The organism is Pseudomonas sp. GW821-FHT02H06 (assembly GCF_059421525.1).
The window spans coordinates 15056-37816 of sequence record NZ_JBWKVD010000016.1 but is presented as its reverse complement, the minus strand read 5'-3'; the positions used below and the strand labels follow the sequence as shown (position 1 = coordinate 37816).

The 22761-nt window shown below is 61.3% G+C and carries 18 protein-coding genes; 10 read left to right on the top strand and 8 right to left on the bottom strand.

Features of this window, described 5'->3' with window-relative positions; translation table 11 throughout:
• Positions 1-190: 190 nt before the first annotated feature.
• Both mqo and AC07VF_RS21555 read right to left on the bottom strand, forming a co-directional pair.
• Positions 191-1831: a malate dehydrogenase (quinone) gene (mqo, locus tag AC07VF_RS21560; RefSeq protein ID WP_495010007.1), complete on the bottom strand. Its 1641-nt coding sequence runs from the start codon at positions 1829-1831 to the stop codon at positions 191-193.
• A 378-nt stretch (positions 1832-2209) separates the two neighbouring features.
• On the bottom strand, positions 2210-3850 hold the full coding sequence (locus AC07VF_RS21555; RefSeq protein WP_495010008.1) for a methyl-accepting chemotaxis protein: 1641 nt from the start codon (positions 3848-3850) through the stop codon (positions 2210-2212).
• Positions 3851-4160: 310 nt separating this feature from the next.
• Here AC07VF_RS21555 and AC07VF_RS21550 point away from each other — a divergent pair, with 310 nt between their 5' ends.
• Together AC07VF_RS21550 and AC07VF_RS21545 are read left to right on the top strand one after the other, a co-directional pair.
• Positions 4161-5765, top strand: coding sequence for a response regulator (locus tag AC07VF_RS21550; RefSeq protein WP_495010009.1), 1605 nt, complete (start codon positions 4161-4163; stop codon positions 5763-5765).
• On the top strand, positions 5762-6454 hold the full coding sequence (locus AC07VF_RS21545; RefSeq protein ID WP_282372427.1) for a sensor histidine kinase: 693 nt from the start codon (positions 5762-5764) through the stop codon (positions 6452-6454). The genes AC07VF_RS21550 and AC07VF_RS21545 overlap by 4 nt, the downstream gene beginning before the upstream one ends.
• A 90-nt stretch (positions 6455-6544) precedes the next feature.
• On the opposite strand, the gene AC07VF_RS21540 is transcribed toward AC07VF_RS21545, so the two are convergent.
• Entirely contained in the window at positions 6545-7267 is a 723-nt protein-coding gene (locus AC07VF_RS21540) for a FadR/GntR family transcriptional regulator (protein ID WP_133773389.1), read from the bottom strand.
• Positions 7268-7543: 276 nt separating this feature from the next.
• Entirely contained in the window at positions 7544-9286 is a 1743-nt protein-coding gene (locus tag AC07VF_RS21535) for an IlvD/Edd family dehydratase (protein WP_346625420.1), read from the bottom strand.
• A 230-nt stretch (positions 9287-9516) separates the two neighbouring features.
• On the opposite strand from AC07VF_RS21535, the gene AC07VF_RS21530 reads away from it, so the two are divergent.
• The 8 genes from AC07VF_RS21530 to AC07VF_RS21495 all read left to right on the top strand — a co-directional run bounded on the left by AC07VF_RS21530 (position 9517) and on the right by AC07VF_RS21495 (position 16567).
• Positions 9517-10833: an MFS transporter gene (locus AC07VF_RS21530; protein WP_192171020.1), complete on the top strand. Its 1317-nt coding sequence runs from the start codon at positions 9517-9519 to the stop codon at positions 10831-10833.
• 51 nt (positions 10834-10884) lie between these two features.
• Positions 10885-11877, top strand: a complete 993-nt coding sequence (gene araD1 / locus AC07VF_RS21525; RefSeq protein WP_495010010.1) for an AraD1 family protein — start codon at positions 10885-10887, stop codon at positions 11875-11877.
• Positions 11878-12093: 216 nt separating this feature from the next.
• Entirely contained in the window at positions 12094-13419 is a 1326-nt protein-coding gene (locus tag AC07VF_RS21520; RefSeq protein ID WP_423572652.1) for an MFS transporter, read from the top strand.
• 83 nt (positions 13420-13502) lie between these two features.
• Positions 13503-13808: a DUF5629 family protein gene (locus AC07VF_RS21515; RefSeq protein ID WP_495010011.1), complete on the top strand. Its 306-nt coding sequence runs from the start codon at positions 13503-13505 to the stop codon at positions 13806-13808.
• Positions 13809-14048: 240 nt separating this feature from the next.
• Positions 14049-15218, top strand: coding sequence for a lactonase family protein (locus AC07VF_RS21510; RefSeq protein WP_495010012.1), 1170 nt, complete (start codon positions 14049-14051; stop codon positions 15216-15218).
• A 183-nt stretch (positions 15219-15401) separates the two neighbouring features.
• Entirely contained in the window at positions 15402-15584 is a 183-nt protein-coding gene (locus AC07VF_RS21505) for a hypothetical protein (protein ID WP_074890378.1), read from the top strand.
• A 564-nt stretch (positions 15585-16148) separates the two neighbouring features.
• On the top strand, positions 16149-16340 hold the full coding sequence (locus AC07VF_RS21500) for a hypothetical protein (RefSeq protein WP_495010013.1): 192 nt from the start codon (positions 16149-16151) through the stop codon (positions 16338-16340).
• Entirely contained in the window at positions 16337-16567 is a 231-nt protein-coding gene (locus AC07VF_RS21495; RefSeq protein ID WP_172611276.1) for a hypothetical protein, read from the top strand. The genes AC07VF_RS21500 and AC07VF_RS21495 overlap by 4 nt, the downstream gene beginning before the upstream one ends.
• Before the next feature lie 34 nt (positions 16568-16601).
• Here the strand turns inward: AC07VF_RS21495 and AC07VF_RS21490 are convergent, their stop codons facing one another.
• The 4 genes from AC07VF_RS21490 to AC07VF_RS21475 all read right to left on the bottom strand — a co-directional run bounded on the left by AC07VF_RS21490 (position 16602) and on the right by AC07VF_RS21475 (position 22730).
• Positions 16602-17201 (bottom strand): glutathione S-transferase, encoded by a 600-nt coding sequence (locus AC07VF_RS21490; RefSeq protein WP_495010018.1) that lies wholly within the window; start codon positions 17199-17201, stop codon positions 16602-16604.
• Between the two features lie 32 nt (positions 17202-17233).
• Positions 17234-17743: a peptidylprolyl isomerase gene (locus tag AC07VF_RS21485; protein ID WP_037013702.1), complete on the bottom strand. Its 510-nt coding sequence runs from the start codon at positions 17741-17743 to the stop codon at positions 17234-17236.
• Positions 17744-17844: 101 nt separating this feature from the next.
• On the bottom strand, positions 17845-21492 hold the full coding sequence (locus tag AC07VF_RS21480; protein ID WP_495010014.1) for an AAA family ATPase: 3648 nt from the start codon (positions 21490-21492) through the stop codon (positions 17845-17847).
• Complete coding sequence (locus AC07VF_RS21475) at positions 21489-22730, bottom strand: exonuclease SbcCD subunit D C-terminal domain-containing protein (RefSeq protein ID WP_495010015.1); 1242 nt, start codon at positions 22728-22730, stop codon at positions 21489-21491. Before AC07VF_RS21475 ends, AC07VF_RS21480 begins: the two co-directional genes overlap by 4 nt.
• Positions 22731-22761 lie beyond the last annotated feature (31 nt).

The following is a 22761-nucleotide window of genomic DNA, read 5'->3' as shown; positions in this document are numbered from 1 at the left end:
ATGGTTCCATAGGATGGACACAGCGCAAGCGCTTGCCGTTCATTTTCACGTCTTCAAGCGCTGATGAACGTCACAACGTGCGTCGGGCGGCCGTGGGCTGTTCAACAGGCAATAAAAAGCCACGAGACGCGCTGTCTCGTGGCTTTCGTGAACAGCCGCATCAGAGTAGATGCAAACCGGTCAGGCGTTGTTACAGCGCCATGTCGCTGGCGGGCTTGCTTTCAGCAGGCTTGCCCGGCGCGGCAGTGCTGGTGCCGACGCTCTGATCGAGCACTGGCGGTTTGCCCAGTTGCAGTACTTCGGCGGTGTAGTTCCACTCTTGCTGAACAGCGGCTGGCGAGTCATTCAGCTTGGTGCCATAGCTCGGCACGATCTGATGGACCTTCGCTTGCCACTCAGGCGTCGCGAGCTGGGTCTTGAACAGCTTTTCCAGGACGTTGAGCATGATCGGTGCAGCGGTCGACGCGCCTGGCGATGCGCCCAGCAGGGCAGCGATGGTGCCGTCCTGGGAAGAAACGACTTCGGTGCCCAGTTTCAGCACGCCGCCCTTGTCGGCATCACGCTTGATGATCTGCACGCGCTGACCGGCTTGCCACAGGCGCCAGTCTTCTTTCTTGGCGTGCGGGAAGTATTCCTGCAGCGCTTTGAAGCGGTCGTCGTCGGACAGCATCAACTGACCGGCGAGGTACTCCACCAGCGGGTACTGCTCGACGCCCACTTTGGTCATCGGCCAGATGTTGTGGGTGGTCATGCTGCTGAACAGGTCGAAGTACGAACCTTCTTTCAGGAACTTGGTGGAGAAGGTCGCAAACGGGCCAAACAGGATCACGCGCTTGCCGTCCAGCACGCGGGTGTCCAGGTGCGGAACCGACATGGGCGGCGCGCCGGTGGAGGCGATGCCGTAGGCCTTGGCCATGTGCTGCATGGCAACGGTCGGGTTCTCGGTCACCAGGAACGAACCACCAACCGGGAAGCCTGCGTAGTCCTGAGCTTCGGGAATGCCGGATTTCTGCAGCAGCTTCAATGCGCCGCCGCCTGCACCGATGAACAGGAACTTGGCGTCGGTACCGGTGGTGGTGCCGTCTTTCAGGTTCTTGTACTCAACGTGCCAAGAGCCGTCGTCGTTGCGGGTGATGTCGTTGACTTCGCTGGACAGCTTCAAATCGAAGTTCGGGCGGGTCTGCAGGTAAGACACGTACTGGCGGGTGACTTCACCCCAGTTGACGTCGGTGCCGATCGGCGTCCAGGTGGTCGCCAGCTTCTGCGCAGGATCACGGCCTTCCATCATCAGCGGGACCCACTTGGCGATCTGTGCCGGGTCTTCGGAATACTGCATCGGGCGGAACAGCGGGCTGGCTTGCAGCGCGTCATAACGCTTTTTCAGGAATTTGATGTTGTCATCGCCCCACACGAAGCTCATGTGCGGTGTGGTGTTGATGAACGAAGGCGGGTTCTTCAGGACGTTCTGGCGGACCTGCCAGGACAGGAACTGACGGGTGACCTGGAAGGCTTCGTTGATCTCGATGGCTTTGGAGATGTTGACCTTGCCGTCTTTGTCTTCAGGCGTGTAGTTCAGCTCGGCGAGACCGGAGTGACCGGTGCCGGCGTTGTTCCAGCCGTTGGAGCTTTCTTCGGCGACGGCGTCGAGGCGCTCGACCATTTCCATCGACCAGCTCGGCTCGAGTTCATTGAGCCAGACGCCCAGGGTCGAACTCATGATGCCGCCGCCGATCAGCAGTACATCGACTTTCTTGCTTTCTGCGGCATGGGCTTGCAGGAAGGTGGCCGAAATCGCGAGGCCCAGTAGAGCGGTGCTCGTTTTCTTGAACATCGAATCATCCAATAGATAGAAAGTTATCCGCCTGCAGCAATCGTCGCGCAACGTCCTGCGATGCCGGGCGCCAGTGTGCGGCGCGAACGTCAGACAGGCTTCGCTCTCGGAAAACGAGGAGGAAGGGTCAAAAGGCCAGTGAAAAGGTCGACCTCGTGTTCTATGTCCCTCGGTGCTGTGCTTTTTATTCGATCATTGGAATCAGCAGCTTGAGTAAACATCATCCACCGCAGGACCTGGTCATCAGGTCCATCCCCTGCGGCGGGCGGGGATTGTACCCGAAATGTCATTTTCGACAAATCGGGTGTCAAATTAGTCAATACGCCATTTTGTCTCAGGGTGGCGATTGGCTGGCCGGGCGCCGAAACGCCAAGCCGTTTACAGGGTGAATTTGCCCACCATGGAGTGGAAGGAAACGGCCAGCCGCGACAACGCCTGACTCGACGCGCTGGTCTGATTGGCACCGGCTGCGGTTTGGGTCGACAGGTCCTGGATGTTCACCAGGTTGCGGTCCACTTCGCGGGCCACTTGCGCCTGCTCCTCCGCTGCGCTGGCGATCACCAGGTTGCGTTCGTTCATCTGGCTGACGCCTTCGCTGATGCGTTCCAGTGCGTGGCCGGCTTCGGTGGCCAATGATTGGGTGTGCACGGCGATTGCCTGGCTCTTGCCCATGGCCTGCACGGCTTCGTCGGCGCCATTGCGCACCTTGGTGATCATCGATTCGATTTCGCCGGTGGAGGTTTGAGTGCGGTGGGCGAGGGCACGTACTTCGTCCGCCACCACCGCAAAGCCACGGCCTTGCTCGCCGGCGCGGGCCGCTTCGATGGCCGCGTTGAGCGCCAGCAGGTTGGTCTGCTCGGCAATACCGCGGATCACGTCGAGGACTTTGGTGATGTCGCGGATCTGCCCGGCCAGCGCTTCGACGCGTTGGGTCGATTCGGTGATTTCCACGGTCATGGTGTTCATCGCGGTGACAGCCTGCTGCACTTGTTGCTGGCCCTTGATGGCATCTTCGGAGGTCTGCGCAGACACCTGCGAAGCGCTCGCGGCGTTGCGCGCCACTTCTTCCACCGCAGCGGTCATCTCGTTGACGGCCGTGGCGGCTTGCTGGATTTCATCGTTCTGACGCATTAGCCCGCGGGTGCTGTCGTCGGTCACCATGGTCAGTTCTTCAGCGGCGGACGCCAGTTGATCCGAAGCGGTGGCGATTTGCTGAACCGTGCCCTTCAGGCTGCCCTGCATGTTGGACAGCGCCTTGAGCAACTGGCCGGTTTCGTCCTGACCGCCGACCGCGATGGCCTGGCTCAGATCACCGCCCGCCACTCGGGTGGCGCTGGTCACGGATTGATAGATCGGCCGGGTGATCATGCGGGTGACGATCAGCCCCAACGCAATGGCGCACACCACCGCGATCAACGAACCGATGATCAGAATCCACGTCACCTGCTTGTCCGTTTCGATGCCTTGCTGGGCCTGTTCATTGGCTTGCCGCAGGTTGGATTCGATCATGATTTTCAGCTCGCCCATGGTCTTGCGATAGCTAGGCGTTACGCTGGTGGCGGCCAATTTGCTGGCTTGCTCAAGGTCGCCACTCTGCGCCACAGACAGCGCATTGAGGGCGGCGCTGATGTAAGCGGCCCAGTCGCGTTCGAAGTCATCGCCTGCGGCTTTTTCATCCGGATCAAGTGGCGTGGCGCGGTAGGTCTTGAAGTCGGTCTCGGCTTGGGCCTGGTTTTCCTTTAGAGACTGGATGGCTGCGTTGATGTCGTCCGGGTTGGCCTTGAGTGCGCTCAGTCCGATGGCTTTGAAAAAGTCGCGGTTGGTGGCGATGACGTTGGCCTTCACCGAATCGACCTTGGCGATCGACACCAGATTGTCGCTCACCGTGTTTTCAAACAGTTCATACAGCCGGGAAATACCGCTCTGCCCCAGTACACCCACCACCACGGTGATCAGCGCGCACAGACAGAAAGCCGAAAGGAGCTTGGTCTTCAATTTCAGGTCGGTCAGCCAGGACATGGAGTGCACTCGAACGGGGATGGGGTTGCGGCTGGTTGGGTACGCGTTGCATGACTGGATATCGGCTGCACACTCAAGGACTTTACCCGTTGACCCACGCCTCCTTACGCATCGATGCCCCGTCAACACGGCGCGAGGGCGTGATTTTTTCCCGCATGGCGTGCCTAAGCTTTGTCCTGCTGCCGCCGATAACTCGGACAAGTGGCGTCATGCCGCAACTTTATTGGCCCTCTCTGCCCAGACCGGGAACGAGACCGCCGCCCTTGCAAGTGCCTCAGGGCCGACTATTTATCCGGTGACAGGAATCTCGATGCTGGCGTGGAACCAAAAAACCTTTCTGATCGTCGACGATTTTTCCGACTTCCGCAGTTCGGTCCGCTCGATGCTGCGCGAGTTGGGCGTCAAGGCGGTGGACACTGCCGACACCGGCGAGGAGGCGCTGAAGATGTGCGCGCAGAAGCGCTACGACTTCATCCTCCACGACTTCAATCTGGGTGACGGCAAGAAGAACGGCCAGCAGGTGCTCGAAGACCTGATGTCCGATCGACTGATCAGCCACGAAAGCGTGTTCGTCATGGTCACTGCCGAGAACAGCCAGGCGATGGTGATGAGCGCGCTGGAGTGGGAGCCGGATGCGTACCTGACCAAGCCGTTCAACCGTGCGAGCCTGGCTCAGCGTCTGGAGAAGATCGTCCAGCGCAAGACCCTGCTCAAGCCGATCCTGCAAGCGCTTGACCGTGGCAATCCGACCGAGGTGTTGACGGCCTGTGCTGCGCTGACCAAGCAGGACCCACGTTTTGCGCCGCTGTGCCTGCGCTACAAAGCCGATGCACTGCGTGACCTCAATCAGCACGAGCCGCTCGAGGCCTTTCTCAAGTCGATCCTCGCCGACCGCCCGCAACCCTGGGCGTATGTGGCGCTGGGCAAGCTGCTGTTCAAGCGCGGGCGCAACGCTGAAGCGCAGGGCGTGTACGAAGAAGCGATTCGCGCCTTCAATGCCATGCCGGTGCTGTACGACGGGCTGGCCGACGTGTTGGTGGCCAGCGGCGACAACAAGCGTGCGCAGAAGATGCTGGAGGAGGCGGTGCGGTTATCGCCGTATGCGGTGCGCCGTCAGCGTCTGCTGGGCAAGCTGGCGCTGGAAAACGAGGACTTCGATGGCGCTTCAAAGGCCTACCGTCAGGCCGTTTCCCAAGGCCAGTTCTCCCGCTTCAAGGACCCGGAAACCAACCTCGGTTTTGCTCAGGCACTGATCAGCCGTGGCGGCGAGCGCGGGCTGGATGCCCGCACCCGCATCGAGATCAACCAGACCCTCACCGAAGTCGCCAAGGAAAACGGCAACGACGCCGGCCTGCAAGTGCGCGCGCGTTTGATGAAGGCCACCAGCGTCGCATCCTCCGATCCGGAAATGGCCGCCAAACTGACCGAGCAGGCGATGGAACGGCTTGAGGGCATGGAGCAGTTTCTCAGCGCCGATGCGGCGCTGGCGGTGGCGTCGCAGCTCAAGGCGCTCGGTCAGGAAGACGCTGGCGCGGGCATTCTGAAAAGCTGTGCAGAAATCTACGGCGACGATCCAGTGGTGATGCACAATATCGCCAGGCACACCGACGATCCCGAGATTCTCGGCGCCGGCAAAGCGGCCATCGATTTCAATATCCAGGGCATTCGCTGCTACCGCGCCGGCAAGCTCGGCGAGGCGCAGGACCTGTTCCGTCAGGGCCTGGCCCTGCAACCGAAGAACATCAGTATCGCCCTGAACATGGCGCAGTCATTGCTGCACATGGGCGTTCAGAATCTCGACGCGGCGAGCCTGGCGGAATGCCAGAGCAGTCTCAAGATGGTCGGCAAGATGCCGGAGACCGACCCGCGCTTCGAGCGTTTCCAGAAACTGCGACTCAGGGCTTTCGGCGAATGAAAGATCAGGATCTCGGGCTCGACTTCTCGATGGTGATTGCGTCCACCGTTCACGACATGAAGAACGCGCTGGGGTCGTTGATCCAGGCCCACGGCCAATGGGTCAAGCAGCTTCCGGAGGCCTGTCGTGGTACGCCGGATCAAGGCGTCATCGATTACGAGTTCGCCCACCTCAATGGCATGCTGGTGCAGCTGCTCGGGCTCTACAAACTGGGGGTGAATCAGCTGCCGATGCGCCCCGATTATCACGAGCTGGATGACTTCATCGAAGCGCAGCTGGCCTTTCATCAGGAAGTGCTCGTCAGTCGTGGCATCACGGCGCGCTATGCGGTAAACGACTTCGGTCTGCCGGGCTTCTTTGATCGCGAGCTGGTCGGTTCAGTGGTGTCCAACGTGGTCATCAACGCCATTCGCTTTGCGCGCAGTGAAGTGTTGATTACGGCAGGGCAGGTCGGCGAGCAACTGGTGATCAGCATCAACGACGACGGACCGGGGTTTCCGCTGCGCATGATCGAGGAACAGACCGATTACGTGCTGGGCATCAACCAGAACAGCGGGAGCACCGGGTTGGGCTTGTATTTCGCGGCGAACATCGCCAGACAGCATCAGCGCAAAGGCGTCCATGGCCACATCGAAATCGCCAACGGCGGCGAGCTGGGCGGCGGGCTGTTCAGCATTTATCTGCCCTGATATCCAGGGCGATTTGCTGAGGTCAACAGCGGATCAAAGGCTTCCCGGCTAAAGCCGGTCCTACGGATTGCGCGCGTCGCCTTCGTAGAGCTACAACTTCACGCCTTGCCCCAGCACCACATTCAGCGCGTTGCGCGCATCGTCCAGTTGCACCAGCGTGGCGTGATGGGCGCCCAGCGCATCGCGATTTTCGATGGCGGTGAGGATCGCACGATGGCGGGGCAATGCCAGCTCGTGCAGGTTCGGGCGTTTGTTGGAATGCTTCAACGCCTCGCGCAAGGCCAGCGAGAGCATGTTGCACAAGTGCGCGAGCAAGTCGTTGTGGGTGGCGTCGGCGATGCGGCTGTGGAAATCGAGGTCCGGTTGCAGCACGTCTTCAACGGTCGGCGCGGCGGCCATGCGCTCGTAGGCCTCGCCGATGGCGGTGATGTCTTCGGGGGTGGCGTGTTGCGCGGCGAGGGCGGCGGCCGCCGGTTCGATGATGCTGCGCACGCTGGTGAGCAGGGCGAAAAACTCGTTCTGCGGCGAGCTTTGCATCAGCCAGTGCAGCACGTCCGGATCAAGGATGTGCCATTCGCGGCGCGGCTTGACCACCGTGCCCACCCGTGGCCGGGAATACACCAGCCCTTTGGCGACCAACACCCGCGTGGCTTCGCGCAGCACAGGACGACTGACGGCATATTCTTCGCAGAGCAGGGCTTCGGCGGGGAGTTTGTCATCGGGCTTGAAGCGGCCCGAGACAATCTGCATGCCGATGTCCTGGACAATGCGCGAGTGCATGCTTTTACGGTCGGAGGGCTTACGGTAATCCATGGGGCGCGGGGCAATCCTGAGCGGTGAATGCGGCGCATCATAGCATTGGCGGACAAAGAGACGCGCCGCTCGAAATGACCCGGATTGGTTGCGGCTGAACAAACTGGATTCCCGCGACTCACGCAGATCCTGTGGGAGCGAGCCTGCTCGCGAAAGCGTCAGTCCAGCCACCGCATCTTTAGTGGCGGAAAATCAGTATTCGCGAGCAAGGTGGAGCGCCACCCCGGTCGCTGCCGCAGGTCCGGCGGCGTGGCGCGTTCAATCAATGGCTTTCAATCAATGAGAGTGTCGTGGCACTTCCGAGCCGCGCATGCCGACCAGGAAGTCGAAGTCGCAACCCTGATCCGCCTGCATCACATGATCGATGTACAGCTGACGGTATCCGCCAATCAACAGCTGTGGCGGTGCTTGCCAGTCAGCCAGACGCGCGGCCAGTTCCGCTTCCGGGATGTCCAGGTGCAGGCGGCCGGTTGCGCAATCCAGCTCGATGAAATCCCCCTCCTGCACCACCGCCAACGGACCACCCGCTGCTGCTTCGGGCGCCACGTGCAAAACCACAGTCCCATACGCCGTGCCGCTCATGCGCGCATCGGAAATCCGCACCATGTCGGTTACGCCCTGGGCCAGCAGCTTGGCCGGCAGACCCATGTTCCCGACTTCGGCCATGCCCGGATAACCCTTCGGCCCGCAGTTCTTCATCACCAGAATGCTGCTGGCATCCACGTCCAGATCCGGATCGTTGATGCGCGCCTTGTACATGTCGAAGTTCTCGAACACCACCGCGCGACCCCGGTGCTTCATCAGCGCAGGCGTGGCAGCGGACGGTTTGAGCACCGCACCCAGCGGCGCAAGGTTGCCGCGCAGCACGCAGATACCGCCATCGGCCACCAGCGGATTGTCGATGGCGCGGATCACTTCGTCGTCGCCATAGATCGGCGAATTCTGCACGTTTTCCCACAGCGTCTTGCCGTTGGCGGTCAAGGCGTCGGGGTGGGGAATCAGGTTGTTCTCGCCGAGACGACGCAACACCGCAGGCAGGCCGCCAGCGTAGTAGAACTCTTCCATCAGGAAGCGCCCGGAAGGCTGCAGGTCCACCAGCGTCGGCGTGCCGCGACCAATGCGGGTCCAGTCGTCCAGTTCCAGGTCCACGCCGATGCGACCGGCGATGGCTTTTAGGTGGATTACCGCGTTGGTCGAACCGCCGATGGCTGCGTTGACGCGGATGGCGTTTTCGAAGGCTTCGCGGGTCAGGATTTTCGACAGCCGCAGGTCTTCGTTGACCATTTGCACCGCCCGCATGCCGGACATGTGCGCCAGGACGTAACGGCGTGAATCGACAGCAGGAATCGCCGCGTTGTGCGGCAGCGACGTACCCAGCGCTTCGGCCATGCACGCCATGGTCGAAGCGGTGCCCATGGTGTTGCAGGTACCGGCCGAGCGCGACATGCCGGATTCGGCGGAGAGAAATTCGTCGAGGCTGATCTGCCCGGCTTTATAGGATTCGTGCATCTGCCAGACGATGGTGCCGGCGCCGATGTCCTTGCCCTTGTGCTTGCCGTTGAGCATCGGCCCGCCGGTGACGACGATGGCCGGGATGTCACAGCTGGCAGCGCCCATCAACAGGGCAGGGGTGGTCTTGTCGCAACCGGTCAGCAGCACCACGCCGTCGATGGGATTGCCGCGAATGGCCTCTTCAACGTCCATGCTCGCCAGGTTGCGGGTCAGCATGGCGGTCGGGCGCAGGTTCGATTCGCCGTTGGAGAAGACCGGAAATTCAACCGGGAAACCACCGGCTTCGATCACGCCGCGTTTGACATGTTCGGCGATGGTGCGGAAGTGGGCGTTGCAGGGGGTGAGTTCGGACCAGGTGTTGCAGATGCCGATGATCGGCTTGCCCTGGAACTGATGGTCGGCGATGCCCTGGTTCTTCATCCAGCTGCGGTACATGAAGCCGTTCTTGTCGGCGGTACCGAACCACTGGGCGGAGCGCAGCACGGGTTTCTTGGCGGAATCAGACATAAATCGGCACTCTTATTGTTAGGCTTTATTTGTAAGACTAAAGGCTGCAGGTGCTGACTAAAATAGGCCGAAAATGTCGCGAGTGGAAGAGTTGTAGTCTTAAATAGTAATACTATATAGTCGATCTCAACCGAGCGACGACCCTGCCGGCTTCATCCGCAGCAATGCGCACACGAAGGCAGAGGCGATCCCCGCAGGCTTCCATAACAAAAACAATGAGGACCGCATCCATGAGCCAGGAACTCAGGCTTATTCGTCGCATCACCCTGAAACTCATTCCCTTTCTGATCCTGCTCTACCTGATCGCTTATGTGGATCGCTCCGCCGTCGGCTTCGCCAAGCTGCACATGGGCGCGGACGTCGGCATCGGTGACGCGGCCTATGGCATGGGCGCCGGCCTGTTCTTCATTGGCTACTTCCTGCTGGAAATCCCCAGCAACCTGATGCTCGAACGCTTTGGCGCGCGGCGCTGGTTCGCGCGGATCATGCTCACCTGGGGCGCGATCACCATGGGCATGGCCTTCGTCCAGGGCCCGACCAGCTTCTATGTCATGCGCTTTCTGCTCGGCGCGGCCGAGGCGGGCTTCTTCCCCGGCGTTCTGTACTACATCACCCAATGGTTTCCGGTCCGCCATCGCGGCAAGATCCTCGGCCTGTTCATCCTTTCCCAACCCATCGCGATGATGATCACCGGCCCGATTTCCGGCGGTTTGCTCGGCATGGAAGGCGTGGCCGGTCTGCACGGCTGGCAGTGGCTGTTCCTGTGCATCGGCGCGCCGGCGATTCTGCTCACCTTGCCGGTGTTGCGCTGGTTGCCTGATGGCCCGAAGGACGTGAAGTGGATGGATCCGGTCGAGAAACAATGGCTCGCCGGCGAGCTGAAAAAAGACCTGGAAGAATACGGCCAGACCCGCCACGGCAACCCCTTGCATGCGCTCAAAGACAAACGCGTTCTGCTGCTGGCGCTGTTTTATCTCCCCGTCACGCTGAGCATTTATGGCCTCGGCCTGTGGCTGCCGACGCTGATCAAACAGTTTGGCGGCAGTGACCTGACCACGGGCTTCATTTCTGCGGTGCCGTACATCTTTGGCATCGTCGGCCTGTTGATCGTCCCGCGCAGTTCCGATCGGCTCAATGACCGCTATGGTCATCTGGCGGTGCTGTATGTGATCGGCGCCATCGGTCTGTTTCTCAGCGCGTACCTGACCGTGCCGGTGTTGCAACTGGCGGCGCTGTCGCTGGTGGCGTTCTCGCTGTTTTCCTGCACGGCAGTGTTCTGGACACTGCCCGGTCGTTTCTTCGCCGGCGCCAGTGCCGCGGCGGGCATTGCGCTGATCAACTCGGTGGGCAATCTGGGCGGCTACATCGGCCCCTTCGTCATCGGCTGGCTGAAAGAACTGACCGGCAACCTGGCCAGCGGCTTGTACTTCCTCTCGGGCGTGATGATCTGCGGCCTGATTCTGACCGGCGTGGTCTACCGTGTTCTGGAACGCAAGCACGCCTTGCCCGAATCGAAATTTGCCGCCAGCGCGCGCGGCTCTCGTTAACCTCAGGCCGCTCTGTGGGGCGGCCGTGTAGACCCCAAACAGGAGAACCCCATGCATTTAGTACAGTTCGAACTGGGCAACGGCCAGCGTCGCGTCGGTCTGGTGGACGGTCCGCTGGTGCGCGAAATCCAGGGCGCCACCAGCACCCGTGATCTGGCCCTGGCGGCCACCGACAAGAAGATCTCCCTCGCCGAGCAGGTTGACAGCCTGGGCCTGGGGGATAACCACGATTACTCGCAGCTGCGTGCCGATCTGATGATCCTGCCGCCGCTGGATCACCCTGATCCGGCGCACTTGCTGGTCAGCGGCACCGGGCTCACCCATCTGGGCAGCGCGTCGGCGCGGGACAAAATGCACCAGCAGGGCAATGACGAAGCGGGCATGACCGACACCATGCGCATCTTCAAATGGGGCCTGGAAGGCGGCAAGCCAGCAGCCGGTCAGCCAGGCGTGCAGCCGGAGTGGTTCTACAAGGGCGACGGCAGCATCGTCATCCGTCCGGGCGAGTCGTTCCCGCAGCCCCCCTTCTCCGAAGACGCCGGCGAAGAGCCCGAGCTGAGCGGCCTGTACGTGATCGGTCACGACGGCAAGCCTTACCGCCTGGGTTTCGCCATCGGCAATGAATTCTCCGATCACATCATGGAGCGCAAGAACTACCTGTACCTGGCCCATTCCAAGCTGCGCGCCTGCTCCTTCGGCCCGGAGCTGCGGGTCGGCGATCTGCCGCAGAACCTGGCGGGCACCAGCCGCATCCATCGCGACGGGCAAGTGCTGTGGGAGAAGGAGTTCTTGAGCGGCGAGGCCAACATGTGCCACAGCCTGGAAAACCTCGAATACCACCACTTCAAATACGCCCAGTTCCTGCGGCCGGGGGATGTGCATGTGCATTTCTTCGGCACCGCGACGCTGTCGTTTGCCGATGGCATCAAGACGCAGCCGGGGGACAAGTTCGAGATCAGCCAGCATGAGTTTGGCGCGCCGTTGATCAACGGCATTGCGCCGGCCGAGGCGGTTTTCCAGCCGGGTGGCATCAAGCAGCTTTGATGTCCCGCTCTTGCGGAACGCTTGAATGGCCAGGACTGCATGCGTGGTGATTCGCCGCGTTGCAGAAATCCTGTAGGAGTGAGCTTGCTCGCGAAGCGGTGATCCAGTCGCTGAAAGGGGTGACCGGAATTTCGCTATCGCGAGCAAGCTCACTCCTACAGTGGCTGGCTGCTGCGCTCGATACGACACCCATAAAAACAAAACGAGGTGCGACCCATGACCGCCACTGCCATCCCGCTGGAACGCCTTGATGCCGACGCCCTCGAGGACAGCATCTACCGCAAGGTGAGCTGGCGAATCGTGCCGTTGTTCATCGCCTGTTTCCTGTTTGCCTATCTCGACCGCGTCAACATCAGCTTCGCCAAGCTGCAGATGGCCAGCGACCTGGGTTTCAGCGAAACCGTCTACGGCCTGGGCGCGAGCCTGTTCTTCGTCGGGTACTTTTTGTTCGAAGTGCCGAGCAACGTGCTGCTGCACAAGATCGGCGCACGGATCTGGATCGCACGGATCATGGTCTCGTGGGGCATCGCGTCGGCCTGCATGATGTTCGTGCAGACCGAATTCTGGTTCTACACGCTGCGCTTTCTGATCGGCGTGATGGAGGCCGGCTTCGTCCCCGGCGTCCTGTATTTCTTCACCCAGTGGTATCCGGGCTCACGTCGGGCGCGGGTGAACTCCTACTTCAAAAGCTCCATCTGCCTGTGCGGGATCGTCGGCGGTCCGATTGCCGGGCTGATCCTCGGTCACTTCGACGGTGTCATGGGCCTGGCCGGCTGGCGCTGGCTGTTCCTGATCGAAGGCATCCCGTCCATCCTGCTCGGCGCCGTGGTGTTCTGGCTGGTCAAGGACCGCATCGAAGACGCCACCTGGCTCAGTGATCAGGAGAAACAGGTGGTGCTGGCGCGCATGGCGAAAGAGGCCCAGCCCGTCGTCAAGCAGACCGTCAAAGACATCTGGAAACACCCGACCACCTACGTCATGTCAGGCATTTACCTGTGCCTGGTCATGGCGCTGACCGGGCTGTTGTTCTGGATGCCGCAGCTGATCAAAACCGCTGGCGTGACCGACACCCTGAATATTGGTCTGCTGACAGTGATTCCGTACGTGGGCGCGGTGATCGGCAACCTGCTGATCGGCGCCAGCTCCGACCGCCACGGCGAGCGCCGCTGGCACATGGCGGGCTGCGCGACGCTGACTGCTGCGGGCTATCTGGTCTGTGCGTTGTTTCCCGGGCAACTGGTGCCGTTGATGATCGGCATGACCATGATCATGACTGGCATCATCGCCTGGATGCCGATCTTCTGGACCATCCCGCCGCGCTTCCTCACCGGTATCGCTGCCGCTGCGGGCATCGCGCTGATCAACTCCCTCGGGCAACTGGGCGGGATCATCGCGCCGTTCATGGTCGGCCGCATCAAGGACCTCACCGGCACGGCGACCCCGGCGCTGTTCGCGTTATTCGCCGTCAGCGTGCTGGCCATCGCGCTGATTGTCTGGGGCATCCCGTCGCGCTACTACGTGAAGGAAGCGGTTCAGGACTGAACCTGCGGTCGTCAGACGCCGAGGCCAGCGCTTCGGCGTCTTTTCACCTATCATTCGCGCTTTCACTGATGCGAACCACTGCCATGACCACCACACCGCAATCCCTGCGCACTGAACTCCAGACCGCGCTGACCGCCCAGAGCATGATCGAAATCGACGGCCTGCACGCTTTCGAATTCACCCTCGATGAAATGCTCCAGATCGAAAGCATGGACGGCCGCGAGCGCAAGGTCTGGCGCTTCTCCCTGGCGCAGATCGACGCCGCCGAGTTCGATACCGCATTGCAAAGCTGGGTCATCAACAACGGCAACGCCGACCACCGCATTGTCGTGCTGCAAGGGATTGCGGCGAGTGACGAGGATGACGATGAAGAGGGCGAGCAGGAATAACCGCGCACTATTGGACTGCAGTGAATATCGAGGGGACTGATTTATTTACAACGCTTCACCGTAAATCAATCTGTCCCCGGGCGCGCGACGCCCAACCATAAATCAATCCAGCCCCGCCAAGCGCCATGTCCCCGCAGTTTCACAGCACCCACTCGGCAACTACTCTACGCAATACGCTGTCATAGCCGGTGACCATCTGCGTGCACGGCGCGCCAACAACTCCAAAAAGAGAACAGCCCAATGACTCCCAGACTTCTGCCGTGGTTAGCGCTCGCCAGCAGCCTTTCCGCGCTCTCCGTTCAGGCCAAACCCATGACTGATTACGACGTACTGGTCGGTTCCTATACCGCCGGCGCCAGCGAAGGCATTTACCGCTTCGGCTTCAACACCCAGACCGGCCAGCTCGACGCCAAACCGCATCAGGTGATCAAGAGCGACAACCCGTCCTGGCTGACGCTCTCCAAAGACCAGCGTCATATGTTCGCGGTCAACGAGAACGGCCCGGGCCAGAAAGACGTCGTCGGCAAGGTCAGCAGCTACGCTATCGACCCCAAGACCCACGCGGTGTCGTTCCTCAATCAGATCGAAACCAAGGGCGAAGAGCCGACCCATTCCAGCCTGAGCCTGGACGGGCGTTTCCTCTTCGTCGCCAACTACGCCGTCCACCCGCAACCGGGTGGCGTGCTGGCGGTGGTGCCGGTCGGCAAGGACGGCAAACTGGCGCCTGTGGTGCAGACCACGACCCACGAAGCGAGCAAGGTCAATCCGGAGCGTCAGGCTTCGTCCCACGTTCACGCGGCGGTACCCACGCCCGACGGCAAGTACCTGATCGCCATGGACCTGGGCGCTGACAAGATGTTTGTCTTCAACTACGACGCCAAACAGCCTCAGCCGCTGAAGCCGGCGAAAGTGCCTTCAGTCGACCTGCCACCGGGCAGCGGTCCGCGCCACCTGACCTTCAGCAAAGACGGCAAGCACGCCTGGCTGACGATGGAAATGAGCGCCCAGGTCGCGGTGTTTGATTATCACGACGGCGTGTTCAAGCAGACCCAACTGGTTGACCTCGCCAACAAGGAAGGTCAGCAAAACCGTGCCGCGGGTGGCCTGCACCCTTCGCCGGATGGCAAGTTCCTCTACGTTGCCAACCGTGGCGAAGTGAACGAGCTGCTGGTGTTCAGCATCGATGCCGCGAACGGCCAGCTCAAGGAAGTCCAGCGTCGCACCGTGGAAGGTAAGGAACCTCGCGAATTCGCCTTCGACCCTAGCGGCCACTTCGTGCTGATCGCCAACCAGAAAAGCAACCAGATCGTGACCGTCCGCGTCGACCCGAAAACCGGTCTGCTGGGCGACACCGTGCAGAAATTCGACTTCGATTCGCCGTCCGACTTCCATTTCCTCACCGCACACTGACACCCCGTGACGCTTTGACGCAGGCCCATCCCTTGATTTTCAAGGGCTCTGGGCCTGTATCAATTCAGGTGATAAGGGCTAGTGCCAGAAAAAATTTTTTCCAGAACATCCTCGGGCGTAACTTTCATTCCACGGCCACGACGGTCAAGACTTGAAACGACACACCACAGCGAGGTACCCACCATGAACTTCAATATCTTCTCCATCATTGCCGCGTCCGCCATCTCCGCTACCGTTGCATTGCCTGCCAGTGCCAGTGTCGAAGCGACCGACAAAAAAGTCAGCTCGACCCAGAGTTACACCCCGAAGTACCTGCAACAAAGCGCCAACTTCTACGCCGCTCTGGATCACAAGATTCAACAATGAATAGAAATTCGAAGTGAATCCATTCCCCGTTAACGAACGTATCGTTGCCGGGGAATGGATTTGTAAGAACCTGATGTGCTGCAACTTTTTGATAATCGGAAAACGCTTTCGCGAGCAACTTCGTCTTCTACAGGTTGATGCGACCCACTGACCATTGCGTGTCAGGCCATGCATCAAGTGCCGGCGAGCTTGTTCGCGAAAGCGTTGAATTCCTCCCCTTTGATCCCCGTCAGCTGGATAAGCGATGGGGATTTTTTTGTGGGTTGAATTCAAGGGGGCGACGCCCGGTTCCCGACAGCAGACACCGATCATGTGGGAGCGAGCTTGCTCGCGAAGACTGCATCTCAGCCTCTGGAGATTTGGCGGATGTCCCAGCCTATTCGCGAGCAAGCTCACTCCCACTTGGATTGATGTAAATAGGACCAATGCGTTGGTCTATCAGCCTGATTAATTTCCCAAATAATCAACCCCATCGATCTTTTGAATCGCCAGCCATCGTTTTTTAACCCGCACAACTTCAAGCATTCTGGGCGCCTGAAACAGACACGTCCCGGAGCTTCAATCATGGCCACTGCCATCCTCAATTCAATTAAACACGGCGCATATACCGCCATAGCGTTGTATGTGGTTTTCATCGCAGTGGTTACCGTCATCAGCACGAATCCACAACTCAATGCTGCGTCGCCAATATCGACGCAAACAGCGTCCGTTGAATTCGATCGTGCGGCTGTTCAGTCCCAGGGGCGTGCGTCGTGAAAGGCGCGAACTTCTGGGTGATTGTGTTCTTCGCACTGATCAACAACGGCTGCTCATTGCTCGGCCATGGCGAAGGGTCGGTGGGCGGTGTGGCGCGCAGCATGGAGTTCAAGACCGAGGTCGCGGAAGCGGTCGAGATGCAGCGCTCGCAGAAGCTCAATGCGGGTAATCCGCCGCCACGGCACAGCGAGATGATTTCGCCGATCTTTCAGTTGGACGTGGTGTAGCGAAGTGGTGGGGCTATTTAGCAACGCGCTGCAATCAGCGCTTGGCCATCGCATTGATGAACAGGTCCGAGGCGAGGAAGCGCTGTAACCAGCGTTGCAGGTGGGGGTAGGGGCTTTGCCAGAACCAGTCCGCATCCACCGCGCAAAATTGCCGTATGAACGGCGCTATGGCGATGTCGGCCAGGGTCAGTCGATCGGCGATCAGAAAGTCCCGTGACGTCAGTAATTCGTTCAGCCTGCGCAGAAACCTCTCACCCCGCTGGCGGTATTCTTCCTGCGTGAATTCGGGATAACGCACGGCGTATTTGTAGTGATCCAGATCCTGTTTGAAGCGGCTGTCGTTTTCCGCGATCAGCGCGGCGATCTGTTGCTGACCTTCGACGTTGCGTGCGAGGGACCAATCGTCCGGGTCATGCTGCGCCAAGGCCCAGTGCATGATGTCCAGACTCTGCTCCAGCACCCGGTCTTGCAGCACCAGAACCGGCACGGTGCCTTTGGGTGAGCGTTCGAGCATTTCAGCCGGTTTGGCCTTGAGGCTGACTTCCACGGTGTGCACCGGTACGCCGCAATACCCCAGCGCCATGCGAGCGCGCATGGCGTAGGGGCAGCGGCGGAACGAGTAGAGCGTCGGCACCGTCGATTCAGCGTGAGGCGCCGACGTCATGCTCAAGCCTCGGTCAGTTCGCCGCAATCGGCGATGACGACTTTCTTGCTGGTGCGGCCGGATTGCGAACCCAGCGCTTCGATGGCCTTGACCACGTCCATGCCTTCGATGACTTTGCCGAAGACGACGTGTTTGCCGTCCAGCCATTCGGTGACGATGGTGGTGATGAAGAACTGGCTGCCGTTGGTGTTCGGGCCAGCGTTGGCCATCGACAGGTCACCTGGGGCGGTGTGCTTGAGGGTGAAGTTTTCGTCTTCGAACTTGTTGCCGTAGATCGACTTGCCACCGGTGCCGTTGTGGTTGGTGAAATCACCGCCCTGCAGCATGAAGTTCTGGATCACGCGGTGGAAGGACGAACCCTTGTAGCTCAGGCCGTCGCCTTTTTCGCCGGTGCACAGCGCGCGAAAGTTTTCAGCGGTTTTCGGAACGACGTCGTTGTGCAGCTCCATGACGATGCGGCCCATTGGCTCGTCGTTGGCAGTGATGTCGAAAAATACTTTTGAGTTTGCCACGTGGTTTTACCTTCTTTCGAGTTTGGCGCGACTGTCGCGCAAGGGATACAGGGTTGCACAGAAACGCCATCGGGCGCTTCCGTGCGTCGTGAAAAAACGGATTAGCCGCTGCTGACCTCGACGGTGCTCAGGCCATTGCCCTGACGCCGCACCTGAATCTGCACGGGGATGCGCTCGTGCATTTCCTGCACGTGGGAGATCACCCCGACCTTGCGGCCCTGGGCCTGCAGCCCGTCGAGGGCGTCCATGGCCAGTTGCAGGGATTCGGGGTCAAGGCTGCCGAAGCCTTCGTCGATGAACAGCGATTCAATCTTCAGCGTGCTTGAAGCCATGGACGCCAGGCCCAGCGCCAGGGCGAGGGATACCAGGAAGGTTTCACCGCCCGAGAGCGAGTGAACCGAGCGCAGTTCGTCGCCCATTTCGGTGTCCATGACCAGCAGGCCGAGCATGCTGCCGCCGCGTTTCAGGCGATAGCGACGCACCAGCTGCTTGAGCTGCGCGTTGGCGTGGTGCACCAGCAGATCCAGGTTGTAGGCCTGGGCGATCTTGCGGAACGTATCGCCGGTGGCGGAGCCGATCAGCGCGTTGAGCCGGGCCCAGCGCAGATATTCAGCGTGTGCGTGGGCAATGCGCTGTTGCAGCTCGCTGCTGGCGTCGCGACGGCGGTTGTCTTCGCTGACCTGGGCGCGCAGGTCGGCGCACAGTTGATCTTGAACCACCGATTGCGCCTGCGCTTCGGTCAACGCGGCCAGTAACTGCTCGGCGTCGCCACTGTCGCTGTGCCGGGCCTGATGCTGCTGCAACTGCGCCGCGCGCTCTGCCACCAGAACTCTGGCTTGCTCCAGGGCTTTTTCGCTGGACAGCAATTGCTGACGCAACTCGCCAACGCTGTCGTCGCTCATCCCCAGCAACACCTCAAGCGCGGCATCGTCGAGCTCGCTGTGGCTGCTGCGCCACTCGGCGATCTGCCGCTCGAGTTCTCCCAGCTCCTGTTCAAGGGCGTGCAAGCGCTGTTGCTCACCCTCCAGCTCTGCGGTGAGCTTGATCAGTTCGCTGCGCGCCGCTTGCAGTTCATGGGCGATGGCGTTTTGCGCCTCCCGCGCCTGCTCGACCGCCTGCTCAAGGGCGTGCTGCCAGCGCTCGGGTGACGCGTGGTCGCCGAGGGTCTGCGCCAGTTGCTGTTGCACCGTCTGGTGTTGCTGCTGACCGGCATCGAGTTGAGCCCTCAACTTTTGATGTTCTGCCGCGCGACTTTGCTGGGCAACCTGCTCGCGCTCGAGTTTTTGCGCGCGCTCGCTGTGCTCCTGCTGCTCGGTCTTCTGCTGATCCAGTTGCTCGACGCGGGCGGCAATGTCGTTGTCCAGCTGCATGAAGCTCTGGGTCGCCGACTCGCGCCACTGGCTCAGGCTTTCGGCAGGCAGCAGCGGCTCAAACTCCTGCAGCGCCGCTTCGAAGCCCTGATTGTCGAGGGCGATATGGCGTTGCTGATCGTCGAGCAGCTTCATCGCCTGCTGACTGGCCTCGCGCGCATCGAGCACCTGCTGTTGCAGGGACTCGGCGTCCCGCTGCACTTTCAGCAAACGGGTCTGGCGCTGTTCGGCGCTGTGAATGTCCTGGGCCAGCTGATGCAGGCGTTCGCTCAGCCAGTCGCCGCGCAGGTGCTCGGGTTGCTCCAGCAAACGCGGATAGACCGGGTGAGCTTCCAGTTCAGGCGCCAGTCTTTCCAGCTGTTCGGCCAGTTGGTCCTGCTGCGGTTTGGACTGCTTGAGCTGGTTATTGAGCTCGGCGACTTCGGCGCGCAGCTCGGCGAGCTTTTCACTGAGCTGCCCGACGGTTTGCCGGGCGCGTGCTTCTTCGCCGTCGTCGTGCCCCGACAGCGCTTCAAGCAGCGCGGCGGACTGGTGATAGGGATGTTCTTCGCTGCCGCACACCGGGCACGGTTGCTGATCGACCAATTGCTCGCGCAGTTGCTCGACACTGGCGCTGCGGGCCAGGCGCTGGCGTTGCAGCAGTTCAACGGTGACCTTCAGCGCCTGCTCGGCGGCTTCGTGCTCGGCCTTGAGTTTCAGGCCCTGAGCGATGCTTTGGGCGCGACGCTCGGTGGCCTGCTGCTGGCGGGTTTGCACGTCGAGCAGGCGGCCAGCGACGTCCTGATGCCGCTGCCACAGACGTTCAAGTGAGTCGCTGGCGCCGTGCTGCTGGCGGTTGTGCTGGAGCAGTTGTCCCAGCCGTTCGATCTCGTGGCTGACCGCGTCGGCCTTAACCTCGGCGTCGTCGTACAGCGCCTGCAACGCGCTGCGGCGCTCGCTTAGCGTCTGCTCGGCGAGGGTGGCGTTTTTCTCCAGCTGCGGCAGCTCGGCACGTCCCTGAATCAGGCGCGCGCTGAGCTGCACGGTTTGCTGAAGACGCGGCCGGTAGGCGCTCCACGACTGACTCAGCGTGGTCAGCGACGCGCTCTGCTCAAGTTGATCGGCGATCGACTGCAAACGTCCTTCGACCTGGCGCTGCTGCTCGGCCAGGTGATCGAGGGTCGACTGACCTTCGTTGCTGGCCTGCTGCGCGGCACGCGTTTGCTCGCCGAGTTGTTGCAGTTCCTGATTCAGATGGTTGAGCTGCGCCTGCTGCTCGAACGCTTCACTCAGGACAGGCCGCGCATTGAGCAGTTGTTCCTGCGCTTGCTGCAACGCGCCGTCGGCGCTGATGCGTTTGCTGTCCAGGTCGGCGATGCGCCCATCGAGCCCGGTTTGCTGGAGCTGATGGGCCTGAATCGCGGCGGTGAGCGGCGCGAGCTGAGCTTGAAGCCTGGACCGCTGACCGAACAGATGCCGCTGCGGCGCCAGACGCTCCAATAGCGCGAGCTGCTGACGATCGACACTGTGCGCGTCCCACGTCTGCTGGGCGCTGGCGAGCTGTTCGTTGGCCGCCTGATGGCTGTCGCGCAGGCGATTCAATTCCTTGAACCACTGCTGCTTGAGCTCCAGCTGGCGCAGGTGCGCCTGTTGCAGTTTCAGTTGCTGCTGAGCGTCGTTGAAGCGCTGCTCAAGCTCGGCGCGCTGCTCAGGCTCCATCGGCGTCAGCGTGCCGGCCTGGGCCTGAAGGGTTTTCAGCGCTTCTTCGGCTTCCTTGCTTTTGCTGTAGGCGCGGCGGCCCAACTGGCTGTAGATTGCCGTGTCGGTGAGCTTCTCCAGCAGTTCGCTGCGGTCTTTGTCGTCGGCCTTGAGGAAGGCGCTGAACTCGCTTTGCGCCAGCATCACCGCCCGGGTGAACTGCTCGAAGTTCAGCCCCAGTCGCGCTTCGAGCAGGGTCTTGTACTCGGTCTTGTTCTGCGTGCTGAGAATCTGCTCGCTGTCCAGGTCGATCAGTGTTTGGCGGCTGGCCTGGAGTTTTTTCGTGGCGTTGTCGCGGGCGCGGTTGGCTTCCCAGCGCGCGCGATACCGGCGCTTGTCGATGCCGACGAAATCCACCTCGGCGTAACCGCTGCCGGTGCCGCGACGCAGCAGGTTGCGCGGATCGTTGGTGCTGATATCCCCGTCGATCTCCGGCACGCGGGATTGGCCGATGTTGTTCAGCCGGGGAATCGCGCCGAACAGCGCCAGGCACAGGGCATCCAGCAGCGTGCTCTTGCCCGCGCCGGTGGGGCCGGTGATGGCGAACAGGCCGGCGCTGGCGAGGGGCTCGGCGGTGAAATCCAGCTCAAACGGGCCAGCCAGCGAGGCTAGGTTTTTCAGGCGAATGGCGAGGATCTTCATGGCTGCTCGTTCTCCAGCTGCACGTCCTGAAGCAGGGTCGCAAAGTCCTGCAGCGTCTGTTCGTCGACCTCGCTGCCGTAACTGTCCTGCCACGCACGGCTGAACAGTTCCTGCGGGCTCAGTTGGTCCAGCTCGATCAAGTCTTGATTGGCGTCTTCATCGCGACCGCCCTTGCCGGCGTATTCGGCGGCGATGCGCACCAGTCGCACGGCCTTGCCTTCCAGCGCGGCCTCAATCTGGTTGCGCAGATCCGGCTGCGGCTCGTCCAGGCGTACGCGGACTTCGAGCCACGGTTGACGGTCGACGTCGGCCAGCAGGTCGATGTCCGGGAGATCCCGCAGTTGCAGCAACAGCTCGGCCAAGCTTGCCGGGCCGACCCGTTGCAGGTTCACGGCGCGGGGGATCAGCAGCGGTTTGACGCTGACCAGTGTGTCGCCGTCGCACTCGATTTCGAGGATCTGGTGCTGGTAGCCGATTTCCGAAAACGACAGGGGAATCGGCGAGCCGCAGTAGCGAATGCGGTCTTCGCCATTGATTCGCTGGGGTTTGTGCAGATGACCCAGGGCCACGTAGGTGATGCTCTCGCCGAACAGGCTGGCGGGCAGGGCTTCGGCGTTGCCGATGATCAGGCTGCGTTCGGAGTCTTCCGACACCGAGCCGCCGGCCATGTGCGCGTGGCTGATAGCGATCAGCGCCTGGCCTTTCTTGCGCCGCTGGTTTGCGGCGGCGATGAGCATTTCGTGGACCTGCCCGATGCCGCGCAGATAGTTATCGCCCAACGCGGCGCCGGTCACTTCGGCGGGGCGCAGGAAAGGCAGCGCCAGGCACCAGCCGACGACTTTGCCCTTGGCATTGCTCAGTGGCAGCAACAGGCGATCGACGTCGAGCACGCCATCGTCGAGCCAGAGCACCCGGCCCAGGGCGTGGGTGCGCAGGCGTCGCATCAGCGGCGCGGGCAGTTCGATGCGCGAGCCGGAATCGTGGTTGCCGGCGATCATGACGATGGTCAGCTGCGGGTTCTGCTCGTGGGCGCTGACGATGAAATCGTACAGGCGCTCCTGGGATTTGACCGGCGGATTGACCGTGTCAAAGATGTCGCCGGCGATCAGCAGAACATCCGGTTTGCGCTCGGCCAGACGGGCCAGCAGCCAGGTCAGAAAGCTGGCGTGTTCGAAATCTCGCTCCTGACCATGAAGGTTCTGGCCGAGGTGCCAGTCGGAGGTGTGGAACAGACGCATGGGGGTACCTTGGTTTAACGATCAGCCTGTT